Raw genomic sequence first — 13,272 nt, forward strand, 5'->3', positions numbered from 1 at the left:
AATCCATTTCATCCATGGAGTGTTCAATGTTCGCCTCGTTGCCGCTGACCGCCCTGCGCGCGTTTGAATCCGCCTCACGCCTGCTGAGCTTCAAGGCTGCTGCCGAAGAACTCTCGGTGACGCCGACGGCGGTGTCCCATCAGATCCGCTCCCTGGAGAGCTGGCTCGGCGTGCCGTTGTTCGAGCGCCTGCCACGCCAGGTGCGCCTGACCGAATGCGGCGAACGGCTGTTCCAGAGCCTGCATGGGGCTTTTCTGGAAGTGGCGCAAAGTGTCGATACACTGCGTCCGCAACGCAGTGGCGCCAGCCTGACGGTTTCCACCACCGCCGCCTTCGCCGCCCTGTGGCTGGTGCCACGGTTGGGACGTTTCTACGCCCGACACCCGAATGTCAACGTGCGCCTCGATACCCACTGCGAAGTCATCGATCTGCATCAGGACGCCAGTGTCGACCTGGTGCTGCGCTACAGCCTCGATGATTACCCCAACCTGTACGGCCAGTGCCTGTTCGATGAGTCCTTTGGTGTCTACGGTTCGCCTGAACAAGTGGCCCTGGCGTCGAGTCGCACCCCGACACTGATCAGCGTGCGTTGGCACAACTCCAAACTCTATGCCCACGGCTGGGAGGCCTGGTGCGCTCGCTCCGGCGAAACCTGGCTGAGCGGTCGGCCCGCCGTGCGCGAATACGACGAAGAGCATTACGCCCTGCAAGCGGCGATTGCCGGCCAAGGCCTGGTGCTGGCAAGCAATATTCTGGTGTCGGAAAGCGTGGCCAGTGGTCTGTTGTTGCCGTACCGGGGGGAAATCCAGGTCGATGGAGCCGGCTACAGCGCACTGTGCGTGCCGGGGCGTGAGCGACATCCACCGGTGCGGGCATTCTTTGGGTGGTTGCGTGAGGAGGCGTTGGCATCCGGTCATTCGTTGCGATGAACCCTCATCGACTGTCGATGTAAATAACGACAGTAACAATAGTTACCAGACACCCAACATACTGACCACGAAATAAATCAGACTAACCTCCACCGCCCAAACAACAACGCATGACACTCATCAAGTTACAACTACACCATGGACTAACCCCTCCAAAACCTTATATTCAACTGACAGACAAGAGGTCTGCAAAACATATTAAGGACTGAACAACCATGCACATTGAACAACAACTTGAATTTCTGGACAGCCTGCCCGCCCTGCCTGCTCGACGTGTTACCGACTCTCAAGTACTACCGACCATTCGAAACTTCTCCGCAGACGTTCCACTCGATCCCAATAAGGAAAGCGGCACCGTCGGCCCGGACATGATGAATATCTATGTAGCCGGCGTGTCAGTGCAAAATCGCGAAGATGTCGACAGCTGCAAGCTACTGATGAAAAACGCAGCATCACAAAAATACGACATGGTTAAAGAGTTACATCAGTGGTACAACTTTTACACAGAAGGCCTGCGCAGCCTCGGATGGACGATCAACAAGATTCACGCTCAGGACAAAATCATTAAAAGAACCGGCCTTACGATGGACGCCGTCGCCTTTGACATACTTCAGAGTCTGGTCGGAGCAAACGCTCCACGCTTGGCAGCGCTGGCTGGCAAAGCCGTGGAGGGAGTGAAAGGTGAGGACGGTCTGATCCAGATCTACAATCGTAACGCTCAAAAAGGCTATGAGGCGACATTTGATATTTCCCCGGTCTGGCAAACCCGGGAAGGCTCTCCGATGATGATCCTTAGCTGTACAAGTGTGGATGTCAGGGAAAGTACTCGCGGTATTCTTTGGTGGAAATCGACAACTAAATCCACCGCCGTAAAATCACAGGCAACTCCGGTTTACCTCAACACTCAAATCTATGCGCGAGTGCGCAACAAAGTGCTTGAGAAACTGGGTAAAGCTGCTGACGACTACCTCGACACGATCCCGGGTTTTCAGTAACACCTAAACTTCATACTAGAACTGGGACCGATCACTACTGACGGTCTCAGCGCCACACTTACCTTACTTTATTCGATTGAGATCAACATGAAATCATTATCATCCGAGACTTACATCGTCGACGGCAACATCACACTTTTTTTAGGCGAGCACTCCGAGCAATTTAAAAAAGACGTGTTGCATTCCAGTCTACTGGGAAATTTACTCGCTGACAGCACTCCAGGCAAGTGGTTTACATCGTACAGAACCGTACTGGACAAGTTCTACTGGGCACTTAATGGCTTCAAGAATTACGCTCTTCCAAAAAAATCGGCCAGTCTCTTCAGCATTGCCTCCACCGCATTGGCTGACGCATTACAAAAAGAGCAACTGCAACAACTAGGCAACGCACTTTCAAACATTGCGCAACTACCCAGCGAAGCACCTGCCCGCAAGGCACTCCTGAACAGAATTCAAAAAGAAATCGCGACCAGCCACGGAGAAGGATCGCTTACTGTGAGCACATTGTTGACGATCGTCTGCGAAAACAAAAAAAACATCTCCCTTCAAATGTCCTTCGAAACAACTCGCCCCGTGGACATCACCTTTCTTAGGCAGCCGCTCCCTGAAACGGTCATGCAGGGCGATATTGAAACCAGCTTATGGACCACCTATTTGTCCGAAGACAAGTACGCCAAAATCAGAAATCAGGTTGTCGGCAAACTTGGCAGCAAGCCTCAGACTCACTTGTTCCAAATCCTTGAACCAGCTCCAGCATACTGAGCCCACCTTGAAAAGCCTGCGGCATGCCGCTTTCCGGCATTCAAGAGGTCCTAGCCGCAGGTCTTCAGTTTTTCACCGTCTTCGGCGCCTTGCCCGCCTTCATCTGCTCCAGCAACGGCGCGCACTGGTTCGGCTCGCCGCCACTCGGCGCTATCAGCGCCAACAACCCTGCCGCCGGTGCGGCGATCACGCCCAACGCGACCATCCCGGCTCCACGCAACATCAACGGCACGGCCTTGACCCCGGCATCGGGCTTGATGAACTTGCCCCGCACGTACAGCGGCGAACGCAACGAAATCAAACGCCAGCCCTTTGATTCCGGGGTGATGGTCAGGTCCAGTTGTTCGGTCGCCATGTTCGCCGTGCCATCGATGTAAACAATGGCATTCTCTGTGTCGAACACAAACAAGCGGGTACTCGCCAGGCCGGACTGGATGCCGAAGTCGGCGGCGGCGCAGTTGATCTTCACTTCCTTGTCGCCAAAGATCTTGCCGACCACGTAGTTGCCGACGTTCAGCCCGGCCAACTCCATCAACTCGCGACTGATAGCGCCATCGTTGATCAGCATTTTCAGATTGCCATTGGCGCTGCCCAGCAGTTTAGCCACCGAATTGCCGCGCCCGCTGATATCACCGTCGCCGTTGAGTTCGCCGAAACTGGTTTTCATCGGTTCAAAGCCGGGGAACAACTGCTTGAGCTTGAAGCCTCGCGCCGTGAGTCTGGCATGGCCCTCCAGTGGATCGGTGTGGCCGTTCAGGCGAATCTGCGCATCCAGCTTGCCGCCGGCCACACCGAAACGCAGCGGCTCGAGGCTGAGCACGCCATCGGTGAGTACCAGATGGGTATAGAGATCGTTGAACGGCAGTTTTTCGCTGTGCACGATGCGCTTGCCGGTGAACTCGACATCGGCGTCCATATCGCGCCAGCGATCGGTCTTGAACTCTTCGACCGGCAGCACTTTGTCCGCCGGTTGTTTGCTGTCACCGCCTCGGGCCTTCTGCTCGGCGTTGGAGTCGGCACCAATCAGCGGTGCCAGGTCAGCGAACAGCAATTGATTGGACAACAGCGAACCGCTGAGCTTCGGTCGTGGCTGGCTGGCCACGTAGGTCAGGTTGCCATGGATGTCACTTTCACCGATCTTGCCGTTGAATGCTTCATAGTGGAATACCGCGCCACCCGGCTCGTGTAACTTGGCGATCAGATGGCCGTCGGTGGCATAGGGTGGCGTATCCGGCAGGATCACACCGGTCAGCGGGTAGAGATTGCCCAGGCTGGTACCGGCCAGTTTCAGGCGCAGGTCCAGGGCGCCGAGGTTCAGCGGATCGGTCAGGGTGCCGGCCAGTTCGACGCTGGAATCGGCGATTTTTACCTGTGCCTGAAGCGGAAACGGCCGTGCCGCGTCCTGCAACGCCAACAGCCCGCCAATCTTACCCTGGCCCGCGAGCTTCTGGCCGTGGTACTGGCCGTTGACCTTGAGGGCGAATGCATAGTCCTGGGGTGACGAACCCTTCTCCTGCGCGGCTTTCGCCGCTTTGTCGCCGACGATATCGCTGAACGGAATCGGCTTGCCCAATGGATCGATCAGTACGTCGAGTTGGGTCTTCAGGTTCTGGTCGTCGAGGGTGACATGCCCCTTGTCAAAGCCGATCGCTCCGATATCCACCACCCAGCTCGCAGGCTCGGCGTCCGGATCCTTTGGGTCGAATTTGAAGGTCCAGTTGGCGCGCCCGTCAGCCAGGCGTTGCAGGTGGGCATTGGGCTCGGTGAGATCGATACGCGGGATCACCACCCGCTGCGCCAGCAATGCCAGGGGTGAAATACGCAGTTCCACCCGTTTGAGGGTGATCATCTGCGGCTGTTTCGACCAGTCGGGATTGCCCAGGCTCAAGTCTTCGGCCACCACATGAGGCCACGGTACCCAGGCGCGCCAGCCGCCTTCATCGGACTCGGGTTGCCAGACCACCGACAGATTGCCGTTGATGGCGAAAGCGCGGTGCAGCTCTTCGGAAACTTTGGCGTTGAGCGGCGCTTTGATCCGGTTCCAGTCGAAGAACACGATGATCAGCACCAGCATCACCAACAAGGTAAGGAAAGTGGAAAGGGTCCAGACCAACGTCTTTTGAGTGCGCGTCATTGCACAGGGCTCCTGATACGACCGAGCGCCCCGACTGCGACGCACATGTGAAACGGTGAGCCGCAAACGGCTCGCCATGCAAACTACGACTGATAAAAACCCGGCAGGTTTAATCGAAAGACCGATTTCGCCGATTTCGTCCAGTCCAATACTGACCAGCTGGTCGATCTGCGTTACCGGACCTGCACTTTTGCACAACACAGGTGGGTCGAAAACACCCACAAAAGTGCAAGACAACTCGCCGGAAACGCCCGGCCTAGGGCCTCCGCAGCAAACAATCAATTCCGTTGATTATTACCATTGCGTTTATGAACTTTCATATCGATTTATCGAGAGTAGCATTGCTCTCGTGCCCACTTATTCGCACCCCCACGGAGCAAAACAATCATGAAACGCCAACTACTGCTTAGCCTTACACTTTCGATGCTGGCCAGCACTGCCTTTGCCCTGCCAGCGGCTGACCAGGCCACCCCACAAGTGAAACAAGACCACTCGGTGTTCAGCCAGACCGTCGCCGCCGATGGTTCCGACCGCACCCCACAAGGCCAGACCCTTGCCGAAGGCGGTAATGATCGCCTGAAAGAAAAAGGCCTGATCACTCAGGATGGCTCGGACCGTACTCCACAGGGCCAAACCCTGGCTGCCGATGGTTCCGATCGTACCCCACAAGGCCAGACCCTTGCCGCTGATGGTTCCGACCGTACTCCACAAGGTCAAACCCTGGCTGCTGATGGTTCCGACCGTACTCCACAAGGCCAGACCCTTGCCGCCGACGGTTCGGATCGCACTCCACAAGGTCAAACCCTTGCTGAAGGCGGTGGTGACCGCGTGATCGAACGCAACAGCGCCGTGAGCTAAGCTTCATGGCCGCCTTGAAAAAAAGCCCAATCCCCGGATTGGGCTTTTGAATTTTCATAGGCCCGCTTGATAGATGCCACACTTCCCCGCGTGATCCCCCCACAGTCGTTCGACGCCAGCAAAGCCGATTTGCTAGAGTGCGCCGCGTCCCTGTCCAGAAAACGCCCTTGCGATGCTGCCCCGCGCCGAACAGAAACAACAAACCCGTAACGCCCTGATGGACGCTGCCCGGCGCCTGATGGATGGCGGCCGAGGATTCGGCAGCCTGAGCCTGCGCGAAGTCGCGAAAACCGCCGGCATCGTACCGACTGGTTTCTACCGCCATTTTGCCGACATGGATGAATTAGGCCTGGTACTGGTCAGCGAAGTCGGCCAGACATTCCGCGAAACCATTCGTCTGGTACGACACAACGAATTCGTGATGGGCGGCATCATCGATGCCTCGGTGCGGATCTTTCTCGACGTGGTTAGCGCCAACCGTTCGCAGTTCCTGTTTCTTGCCCGTGAGCAGTACGGCGGTTCAGTGCCGGTGCGCCAGGCCATCGGCCGTTTGCGTGAAAACATCAGCTCGGACCTGGCGGCGGATTTGTCACTGATGCCGAAACTGCAGCATCTGGACATCGCCGACCTGAGCGTCATGGCGGATCTGATCGTCAAGAGCGTGTTCGCCACCCTGCCGGACATCATCGATCCGCCAGCCGAAGCCTTGCCAGAGCACCTGACGCCCCAGGCGAAAATCACCCAGCAGCTGCGGTTTATCTTTATCGGCCTCAAGCATTGGCAAGGGCTTGGAAGTACCGAATAAACCTGTGGGAGCGGGCTTGCTCGCGAAGAACGATAACGCGGTGTGCCTGAAAGACCGTGGCGCCGCATTCGCGAGCAAGCCCGCTCCCACAATGATGTGTATCGCCTCAACTTGGTGCGCAAACCAAAAACAACGCACCAACTTCAACCAAAAAACTCACTCCATCGATACAAATCTCACGTCTCCTTCAGCCATTTCCTACACATCATGTCGATTGGCAAGCCCCTTGCTCTAGCCTGAGCATTGTCCATTGCTGGAAGCCTTCCGATGCTGGTGATTCATCGCAGAGTCGACCCTCAACCCGTTTGGGCCGCCGAACTGCACCTGACGTTCGAAGCCCGCAGCAAAAGCCGATTGCGCTGTTTCAGTGCCGAGGGCGAAGACGTCGGGTTGTTTTTGGAGCGCGGCCAGCCGCCGTTGCGTGACGGCGAATGCCTGCAAGCCGAAGACGGGCGAATCGTGCGTGTCTGCGCCCGCCCCGAACAATTGCTGCACGTCACCTGCGCCAATGCCTTCGAACTGACTCGCGCGGCCTATCACCTGGGCAATCGCCATGTCGCCCTGCAGGTCGGCGACGGCTGGTTGCGCCTGCTCGACGATTACGTGCTCAAGGCCATGCTCGAACAACTCGGTGCCGTTGCCGTGAACATCGAGGCGCCATTCCAGCCGGAACATGGCGCCTACGGTGGTGGCCATCATCATTCGCGTCACGGCGATGAAGACTTCAACTACGCGCCGAAACTGCACCAGTTCGGCGTACGCACATGAACCCGGCCTGGGCGCTGTTGCGCCTGGCCAGTCCGCAATTGCCGATTGGCGGCTACAGCTACTCCCAGGGGCTGGAAATGGCTGTGGACAACGGCCGTGTTCACGACCCCGACAGTGCGCGACGCTGGATCAGCGATCAGTTGCTGCTGAATCTGGCACGCTTCGAAGCACCCTTGCTGCTCGCCCATTGCGTGGCCGCCAGCGAGGAAAACTGGGACGAATTGCTGCAACGCTGCGAGGAACACCGCACCAGCCGCGAAACCCGCGAGCTGCATCAGGAGAGCCGGCAGATGGGCTACTCGTTGCAGCAATTGCTCAATGGCTTGCCGGAGCTCGACGCCCCCGCCCGCGCCTTCCTCGAACAGCGCAGCGAGCCACATCTGGCCCTGGGTTGGGCGCTGGCCGCGCGCGCCTGGCAGATCAGCCCGCAGGACGCCCTGGCCGCATGGCTCTGGAGCTGGCTGGAAAACCAGTTGGCGGTGCTGATGAAGACCCTGCCCCTGGGTCAGCAAGCCGCCCAACGCCTGACCAGCGAACTGTTGCCGCTGCTTCAACAAGCTCAACAGAACGCCACTCAAATCGATCCCTATCATTACGGCAGCGCCGCTTTCGGCCTGTCCCTGGCGTGTATGGGCCACGAGCGCCAGTACAGCCGTCTGTTCCGTTCCTAGGGCCATTTATTTTGGAGAATCACATGAACGCACAACCCCTGCGCGTCGGTATCGGCGGCCCGGTCGGCTCCGGCAAAACCGCCCTGACCCTGGCCCTGTGCCTGGCCCTGCGCGAGCGTTACAACCTGGCCGTCGTGACCAACGACATCTACACCCGCGAAGACGCAGATTTTCTGGTGCGCAACGAAGCCCTGGCACCGGAGCGCATCATCGGCGTGGAAACCGGCGGCTGCCCGCACACGGCCATCCGCGAAGACGCCTCGATCAACCTCGAAGCCGTGGATCAGCTCAACCGCCGTTTTCCGGGGCTGGACCTGATTCTCGTGGAGTCCGGTGGCGACAACCTCTCCGCGACCTTCAGCCCGGAACTGTCCGACCTGACCATCTACGTGATCGACGTCTCGGCCGGCGACAAGCTGCCACGCAAGGGCGGGCCGGGAATCTGCAAATCCGACCTGCTAGTGATCAACAAGATCGACCTGGCACCTCTGGTCGGCGCCTCGCTGGAGATGATGAACAGCGACACCCAACGCATGCGCAACGGCAAACCCTTTGTCTTCAGCAATCAGAAAACCGGCCTGGGCCTGGAAGAGATCATTGCCTTCATCGAACGCCAGGGTTTGCTGACCGCGGCCTGATCACGACTTATCAACAAGGAAGCTTATCCATGACACTCAAACGCATTCTCGCCGCCCTGGCCCTGCTGCTGACTCCGGCCCTCGCCTTCGCCCATCCGGGACACGGCGACAACGGCTTGATCGCCGGTATCAGCCACCCACTTGGCGGTCTCGATCACTTGCTGGCAATGCTCGCGGTCGGCCTGTGGGCAGCACAGCAGCAAGGCGCCGCACGCTGGGCGCTGCCGTGCGCCTTTGTCGGCACTATGTTGATTGGCGGGCTGTTGGGTTTTGAAGGATTGAACCTGCCGGCACTGGAGAGCGGGATTGCCGCTTCCGTGTTGGCTTTGGGGCTGGCGGTTGCCTTGGCAGTGCGTCCACCGTTGGTGATGGCGGTGGGTGCGACGGCGTTGTTTGCGCTGTTTCATGGTGTCGCGCACGGGCTGGAACTGCCGGAAATGTCGAGCCCCTGGACCTACGCCGCAGGCTTTGTTGCGGCGACGGCGGTGTTGCACGCGGCGGGTTATGCGCTGGTGCGGGTGCTGCCGCAGGCCGCAGCGCCCCTGGTGCGACTGGCGGGCGCGGCTTCGGCGGCGACTGGCGTGTGGTTGCTGGCAGGTTGACTCTCTAGTGTCTGACCCGGCCTCTTCGCGGGCAAGCCCGCTCCCACATTGGAATGCGTACACCTGTGGGAGCGGGCTTGCCCCGGGCGGCGTTCCGACGAAGGCGGCCTGACAGACACAGCCTCTCTCAGGCCAGCCTCTCTGCTAACATGTCGCGCAATCGCCCCTGCCGTGACGACGCCAGCCAATGCCGCCTGTTTCCCGCTCTGCCTCTCAGCCTGAACTGACCGCCCTGTTCGCCTCGGTGCAACAGCATTTCCTGAACGTCATCGTGCCGCTCTGGCAAGGTCCGGGCTGGAACGCCGATATGGCGTTGCCTTATGAGGCGCTGGATGCCAAACACCAACCGCTGCCACCGCAACGCTACCGGGCCATGGCCTGTGCGCGGCAGTTGTATCTGTTTGCCAGCCTGATCGGTCAGGTGCCGGGCGCCGAAGAGCGTGCCGCCGCGTTGTTCCGCTCCTTGCAGCGGCACTTTCACGATGCCGAGCACGGCGGCTGGTTCTACAGTGTCGATGCACAAGGTGCGCCGCTGGATCAGCGCAAGGATCTCTACACCCACGCCTTCATCCTGTTCGCCTGCGCCCATTACTGGGACAAGGTCCGCGAGCCGCTGGTGGAGTCGGTGCTCAATGCCTCGCTGGAAGTGGTCGCGCAGCGTTTCGCCACGGACGACGGTCTGTACGAAGCCACGCTCGACCGCGACTGGGCATCGCTGGGCAGCGGCCCTTTGCAAAATCCGCTGATGCACCTGGCCGAAGCTTTCCTCGCCACCCTGTCGGTGCGTGACGACCTCGACGTGCAACAGGCGCTCGTCGGGTTATGCACAGCCATGCACGCGCGCTTTATCGATCCGCAGCACGGCGTGTTGATGGAAAAACCGCTGGGATCTGTGGATAACTGGTTTGAACCGGGGCATCAGTTCGAGTGGTATTTCCTGTTGGAATCCTCGGCGCTGTTGCGCAATTCGACGCTGCATGCCGATCTGGAGCGGGCCTTCGCCTTTACCGAGCAAGCGGGCGTTGATCAGCGGACTGGCGCCGTGCGGGCGATGCTCGATTTCGCGCCCGATGGCGGCACCCGGGACGCCACGCAACGCATCTGGGCCCAGGCCGAGTACCTACGCGCATTAACGCTGCGCCCGGACAGCGAAGCGGCTGTGCTGCGTCAATTGCAGGCATTGCAGCAGCGCTCGCTGCATGCCGACGGCTGGTACGAATGCCGTGACGAGCACGGAGAAGTCAGCCGCCGCGACATGCCATCGACCACGCCCTATCACCTGGCGACCTGTTATCGCGGGTTGGCGGAATATCTCGGCTGACTGTTCGGCCGCTTTCGCGAGCAAGCCCGCTCCCACAGGTTGCATACAATCCCTGTGGGAGCGGGCTTGCTCGCGAATGACCTCGAAGAGGTCGCCTTGTCACTCAATCCACTTGCGGTCCCCGGTAAAGCTGATGGTCAGCCATCGCGCAGCATCCGGCTCGCCAAGTTTTGTGGAAATTTCTTCACGCAAACTGTCCAGTTGCCCCACACCGTCCAGCCAGTAATCCTTCGGCAATACGATGTGAATCTCGATAAAACAGGCTCTGCCGTGTTTCTGCACGTAGGAAATGTAATCGTCGAAACCATGCTCGGCCTTCGCCACTTCCATCACCTGACGCACCTTGTCGTCCAGTTGATCCGGGACGATCCCCAGCACATCGCGCAAGGCCGGCCCGAGGATTTTGAACGCCGGGGGGAGCATGCCCAAAGCCAGCAAAATCAGGATCATCGGGTCGACATACACCGCCCACTTGTCGTAACCCTGAGTCTTGAGCAGCAGTGCGATCAGGAAACTCACCAGCAGTCCCGCCGACAGCATCGCGTCCACCAGCCAACTGATGTTGTCGAACTGGATCAGCGATGAGTTGAGCGTGCGATTGCGTTGGCGGACGTAGAAGAAATATATGAGCTCAACGACAGTGAAGAAGGCCGCGTAGAAAATCACCAGACCGAGTTCGACTTCGCGACCACCACTGATGATGCCGAACACACCGTTGAGAAAGGCATAAATGGCCACCAGGAATATGAAACTGCCTTCGATCACCAGCACCATGGGCTCCAGGTGCCAGGAACCGAACTGAAAGCGCTGGTTGCTTTCCTTGGCGATCAGCCGGGCGGTGATCAGCATCAGGACCTTGATGAAGGCCGCGATCAACGAAAAGAAGCCATCGAACAGAATGGATTGGGCGCCCGAAACAAAACCGGTGATGATCCCGGCGAATGTCACGGCGAGCATCAGGAAGGTCGATTGTTTGAGCAGCGCCTGCTCGCCACGATTACTCACTTGATCTCCTCGGATACCTCTAGACCGCCGGGTGCGGCGGATTGCTTGAGGGAGGAGTCTAGCTGATGTCCGGATTTATCCGCTCCGGCCCCTTCGCGAGCAAGCCCGCTCCCACATTGGATCGCGGTCTAATGTGGGAGCGGGCTTGCTCGCGAAGAACGGTGACTCGGTATTAAGCCTTGCCACCACTGCGATCAATAGCAAACCCGGCCCAGGTCTGGCTCACCGGCATCAGCTCCAGGCTGTTGATGTTGATGTGCGCCGGGGCATTGAGCACCCAGAAGATTGTCTCGGCGATGTCCTGTGGCTGAATCGGCTCGGCGCCAGCGTAAGTGGCGTTGTAGCGCTCCTGGTCACCGGCAAAACGCACCAGCGAGAACTCGCTCTCGCACAGGCCCGGCTCGATGTTGCTGACCCGTACGCCCGTGCCTTGCAGGTCGCAGCGCAGGTTCACGGAGAACTGTTTGACGAACGCCTTGGTCGCGCCATACACGTGGCTGCCCGGGTACGGGTAGTTGCCGGCGATGGACCCCAGGTTGACGATACCGGCACCACGACCGTGGGCGATCAGGCGCGGCAACAGCAGACGGGTGCTGTACATCAGGCCTTTGACGTTGGTATCGACCATGGTGTCCCAGTCGTCCAGGTCGCACTTGGGCGCCGGATCAACCCCCAGGGCCAGCCCGGCGTTGTTGATCAACCCGCGCAGTTTTGCAAAAGATGGCGGCAGATTGGCAATCGCCTCCTCCATGGCCTTGCGATCACGCACATCGAGCACCAGGCCATGGACTTCGGTCTGCTTCGACAGCTCGGCGCACAACGCATTGAGGCGCTCTTCACGACGGCCAGTCAGCACCAGTTTCCAGCCGGCCTCGGCAAAACGACGGGCACAGGCTTCACCAAAACCGGAGGTCGCGCCGGTAATAAACAGGGTGTTGGACATCGTGTTCTCCTTGCTTCGGCTGATCGCCAGCCATTGGAATAGAAAATCAGCAGGCAGCATGCCCGGCCTTGTCCACAGCGGCAACCACCGTTCAATCTGTTCAAAAAACACTCAATCCCGGCAACCCCTTGACCAGCGTGGCCTACAGCCATGTGCGCGCACGTTATCCACAGCCCGGTCCACAGTCTTTGGGGGCAAGTGGAAAAGCTGCAAGCCGCTATCCACAAGGCTTTGCGCGGGGTTTTGAAACTTTTTTGCTTGACCCTCAACCGCCTGCTGTGTAGCCCTTGGCCATTTTCATGACTGACGGGTCAAACCGGCGATGGCGCCAAGCCAGTAACCACGGCCTTCAGCCGAGTCTTTCCAGAGTTTAGTCACAGACTTATCCACAGGCTTGTCCACGCCGATTCCATGCATTTTCATCCCGAACAAAAAGGTTGACAAAGCAGCCTGAAAGCTGCGCAAAAACACTTGATCAAAAAACAACCACACCTCTGCAAGCCACGGTTTAAAAGGCCTGTAGCCAGCTACTCCCACGTTATTCACAGCCGGTTCCACAGCAAACGGGGACAAGTCAAAACCGTGGCAAAACAACTATTTGCAGCGGCTTTATGTCGCGCTTTACGAGCTTGGGAATATTGTTTTCCACAATTTCCTGAATGCACGCCGCAGCCCCCCTGTGGGAGCGGGCTTGCTCGCGAAGACGGCGTCACAGCTTGCATCGTGGAGACTGACACACCGCTATCGCGAGCAAGCTCGCTCCCACAGGGTTCAGTGGTGTTTTGAAGATGTAAAAAAGCCCCGGCGATTGCGCGCCGGGGCTTGTGTACAACCACTGAAA

14 protein-coding genes are annotated in these 13,272 nt (G+C 58.7%); 10 read left to right on the forward strand and 4 right to left on the reverse strand.

The annotated features are described in order from the left end of the window. Positions 1-14: 14 nt before the first annotated feature. The 3 genes from KGB29_RS25210 to KGB29_RS25220 all read left to right on the forward strand — a co-directional run bounded on the left by KGB29_RS25210 (position 15) and on the right by KGB29_RS25220 (position 2,686). The gene (locus KGB29_RS25210) at positions 15-929 is read left to right on the forward strand and encodes a LysR substrate-binding domain-containing protein (protein ID WP_174245500.1); all 915 of its coding nucleotides are present in this window, start codon (positions 15-17) and stop codon (positions 927-929) included. Positions 930-1,144: 215 nt separating this feature from the next. Beyond that, on the forward strand, positions 1,145-1,924 hold the full coding sequence (locus KGB29_RS25215) for a hypothetical protein (RefSeq protein ID WP_223616497.1): 780 nt from the start codon (positions 1,145-1,147) through the stop codon (positions 1,922-1,924). A gap of 87 nt (positions 1,925-2,011) precedes the next feature. Beyond that, positions 2,012-2,686 carry a hypothetical protein gene (locus KGB29_RS25220; RefSeq protein WP_154910365.1) on the forward strand — a complete coding sequence of 225 codons (675 nt, stop codon included), beginning with the start codon at positions 2,012-2,014 and terminating at the stop codon, positions 2,684-2,686. 64 nt (positions 2,687-2,750) lie between these two features. Here the strand turns inward: KGB29_RS25220 and KGB29_RS25225 are convergent, their stop codons facing one another. After that, a complete protein-coding gene (locus KGB29_RS25225) occupies positions 2,751-4,820 on the reverse strand; it encodes an AsmA family protein (protein WP_154910364.1) in 2,070 nt (689 codons plus the stop codon). Positions 4,821-5,207: 387 nt separating this feature from the next. Between KGB29_RS25225 and KGB29_RS25230 the strand changes: the two genes are divergently transcribed. The 7 genes from KGB29_RS25230 to KGB29_RS25260 all read left to right on the forward strand — a co-directional run bounded on the left by KGB29_RS25230 (position 5,208) and on the right by KGB29_RS25260 (position 10,483). Next, positions 5,208-5,678: a hypothetical protein gene (locus KGB29_RS25230; RefSeq protein WP_057712211.1), complete on the forward strand. Its 471-nt coding sequence runs from the start codon at positions 5,208-5,210 to the stop codon at positions 5,676-5,678. A 172-nt stretch (positions 5,679-5,850) separates the two neighbouring features. Further along, complete coding sequence (locus tag KGB29_RS25235) at positions 5,851-6,483, forward strand: TetR family transcriptional regulator (RefSeq protein ID WP_057712212.1); 633 nt, start codon at positions 5,851-5,853, stop codon at positions 6,481-6,483. 267 nt (positions 6,484-6,750) lie between these two features. Next, positions 6,751-7,251 carry an urease accessory protein UreE gene (gene ureE / locus KGB29_RS25240; protein WP_154861112.1) on the forward strand — a complete coding sequence of 167 codons (501 nt, stop codon included), beginning with the start codon at positions 6,751-6,753 and terminating at the stop codon, positions 7,249-7,251. Beyond that, complete coding sequence (locus KGB29_RS25245; protein WP_154910363.1) at positions 7,248-7,922, forward strand: urease accessory protein UreF; 675 nt, start codon at positions 7,248-7,250, stop codon at positions 7,920-7,922. Before ureE ends, KGB29_RS25245 begins: the two co-directional genes overlap by 4 nt. A 23-nt stretch (positions 7,923-7,945) precedes the next feature. Continuing rightward, positions 7,946-8,560 carry an urease accessory protein UreG gene (gene ureG, locus KGB29_RS25250; protein WP_090452850.1) on the forward strand — a complete coding sequence of 205 codons (615 nt, stop codon included), beginning with the start codon at positions 7,946-7,948 and terminating at the stop codon, positions 8,558-8,560. 29 nt (positions 8,561-8,589) lie between these two features. Then, positions 8,590-9,162 carry a HupE/UreJ family protein gene (locus tag KGB29_RS25255; RefSeq protein ID WP_150813599.1) on the forward strand — a complete coding sequence of 191 codons (573 nt, stop codon included), beginning with the start codon at positions 8,590-8,592 and terminating at the stop codon, positions 9,160-9,162. A 187-nt stretch (positions 9,163-9,349) separates the two neighbouring features. Continuing rightward, a complete protein-coding gene (locus KGB29_RS25260) occupies positions 9,350-10,483 on the forward strand; it encodes an AGE family epimerase/isomerase (protein ID WP_154861114.1) in 1,134 nt (377 codons plus the stop codon). A 99-nt stretch (positions 10,484-10,582) separates the two neighbouring features. Here KGB29_RS25260 and KGB29_RS25265 read toward each other — a convergent pair whose 3' ends face one another. The 3 genes from KGB29_RS25265 to KGB29_RS25275 all read right to left on the reverse strand — a co-directional run bounded on the left by KGB29_RS25265 (position 10,583) and on the right by KGB29_RS25275 (position 12,977). Further along, positions 10,583-11,488: a cation diffusion facilitator family transporter gene (locus KGB29_RS25265; RefSeq protein WP_154910362.1), complete on the reverse strand. Its 906-nt coding sequence runs from the start codon at positions 11,486-11,488 to the stop codon at positions 10,583-10,585. A 172-nt stretch (positions 11,489-11,660) separates the two neighbouring features. Further along, complete coding sequence (locus KGB29_RS25270) at positions 11,661-12,431, reverse strand: SDR family oxidoreductase (protein WP_150813602.1); 771 nt, start codon at positions 12,429-12,431, stop codon at positions 11,661-11,663. A 297-nt stretch (positions 12,432-12,728) separates the two neighbouring features. Further along, positions 12,729-12,977 (reverse strand): hypothetical protein, encoded by a 249-nt coding sequence (locus KGB29_RS25275; RefSeq protein ID WP_150813603.1) that lies wholly within the window; start codon positions 12,975-12,977, stop codon positions 12,729-12,731. Positions 12,978-13,272: the final 295 nt, after the last annotated feature.

Origin of the sequence: Pseudomonas sp. BF-B-30 (assembly GCF_019956305.1) — a bacterium.
Lineage (GTDB): Bacteria > Pseudomonadota > Gammaproteobacteria > Pseudomonadales > Pseudomonadaceae > Aquipseudomonas > Aquipseudomonas jessenii.

Bases quoted from the DNA above. Each gene is read 5' to 3' on its own strand.
- KGB29_RS25260 (WP_154861114.1), top strand. From the start codon at position 9,350: ATGCCGCCTGTTTCCCGCTCTGCCTCTCAGCCTGAACTGACCGCCCTG.
- KGB29_RS25245 (WP_154910363.1), top strand. From the start codon at position 7,248: ATGAACCCGGCCTGGGCGCTGTTGCGCCTGGCCAGTCCGCAATTGCCG.
- ureE (WP_154861112.1), top strand. From the start codon at position 6,751: ATGCTGGTGATTCATCGCAGAGTCGACCCTCAACCCGTTTGGGCCGCC.
- KGB29_RS25210 (WP_174245500.1), top strand. From the start codon at position 15: ATGGAGTGTTCAATGTTCGCCTCGTTGCCGCTGACCGCCCTGCGCGCG.
- ureG (WP_090452850.1), top strand. From the start codon at position 7,946: ATGAACGCACAACCCCTGCGCGTCGGTATCGGCGGCCCGGTCGGCTCC.
- KGB29_RS25235 (WP_057712212.1), top strand. From the start codon at position 5,851: ATGCTGCCCCGCGCCGAACAGAAACAACAAACCCGTAACGCCCTGATG.
- KGB29_RS25225 (WP_154910364.1), bottom strand. From the start codon at position 4,820: ATGACGCGCACTCAAAAGACGTTGGTCTGGACCCTTTCCACTTTCCTT.
- KGB29_RS25215 (WP_223616497.1), top strand. From the start codon at position 1,145: ATGCACATTGAACAACAACTTGAATTTCTGGACAGCCTGCCCGCCCTG.
- KGB29_RS25230 (WP_057712211.1), top strand. From the start codon at position 5,208: ATGAAACGCCAACTACTGCTTAGCCTTACACTTTCGATGCTGGCCAGC.
- KGB29_RS25220 (WP_154910365.1), top strand. From the start codon at position 2,012: ATGAAATCATTATCATCCGAGACTTACATCGTCGACGGCAACATCACA.
- KGB29_RS25270 (WP_150813602.1), bottom strand. From the start codon at position 12,431: ATGTCCAACACCCTGTTTATTACCGGCGCGACCTCCGGTTTTGGTGAA.
- KGB29_RS25255 (WP_150813599.1), top strand. From the start codon at position 8,590: ATGACACTCAAACGCATTCTCGCCGCCCTGGCCCTGCTGCTGACTCCG.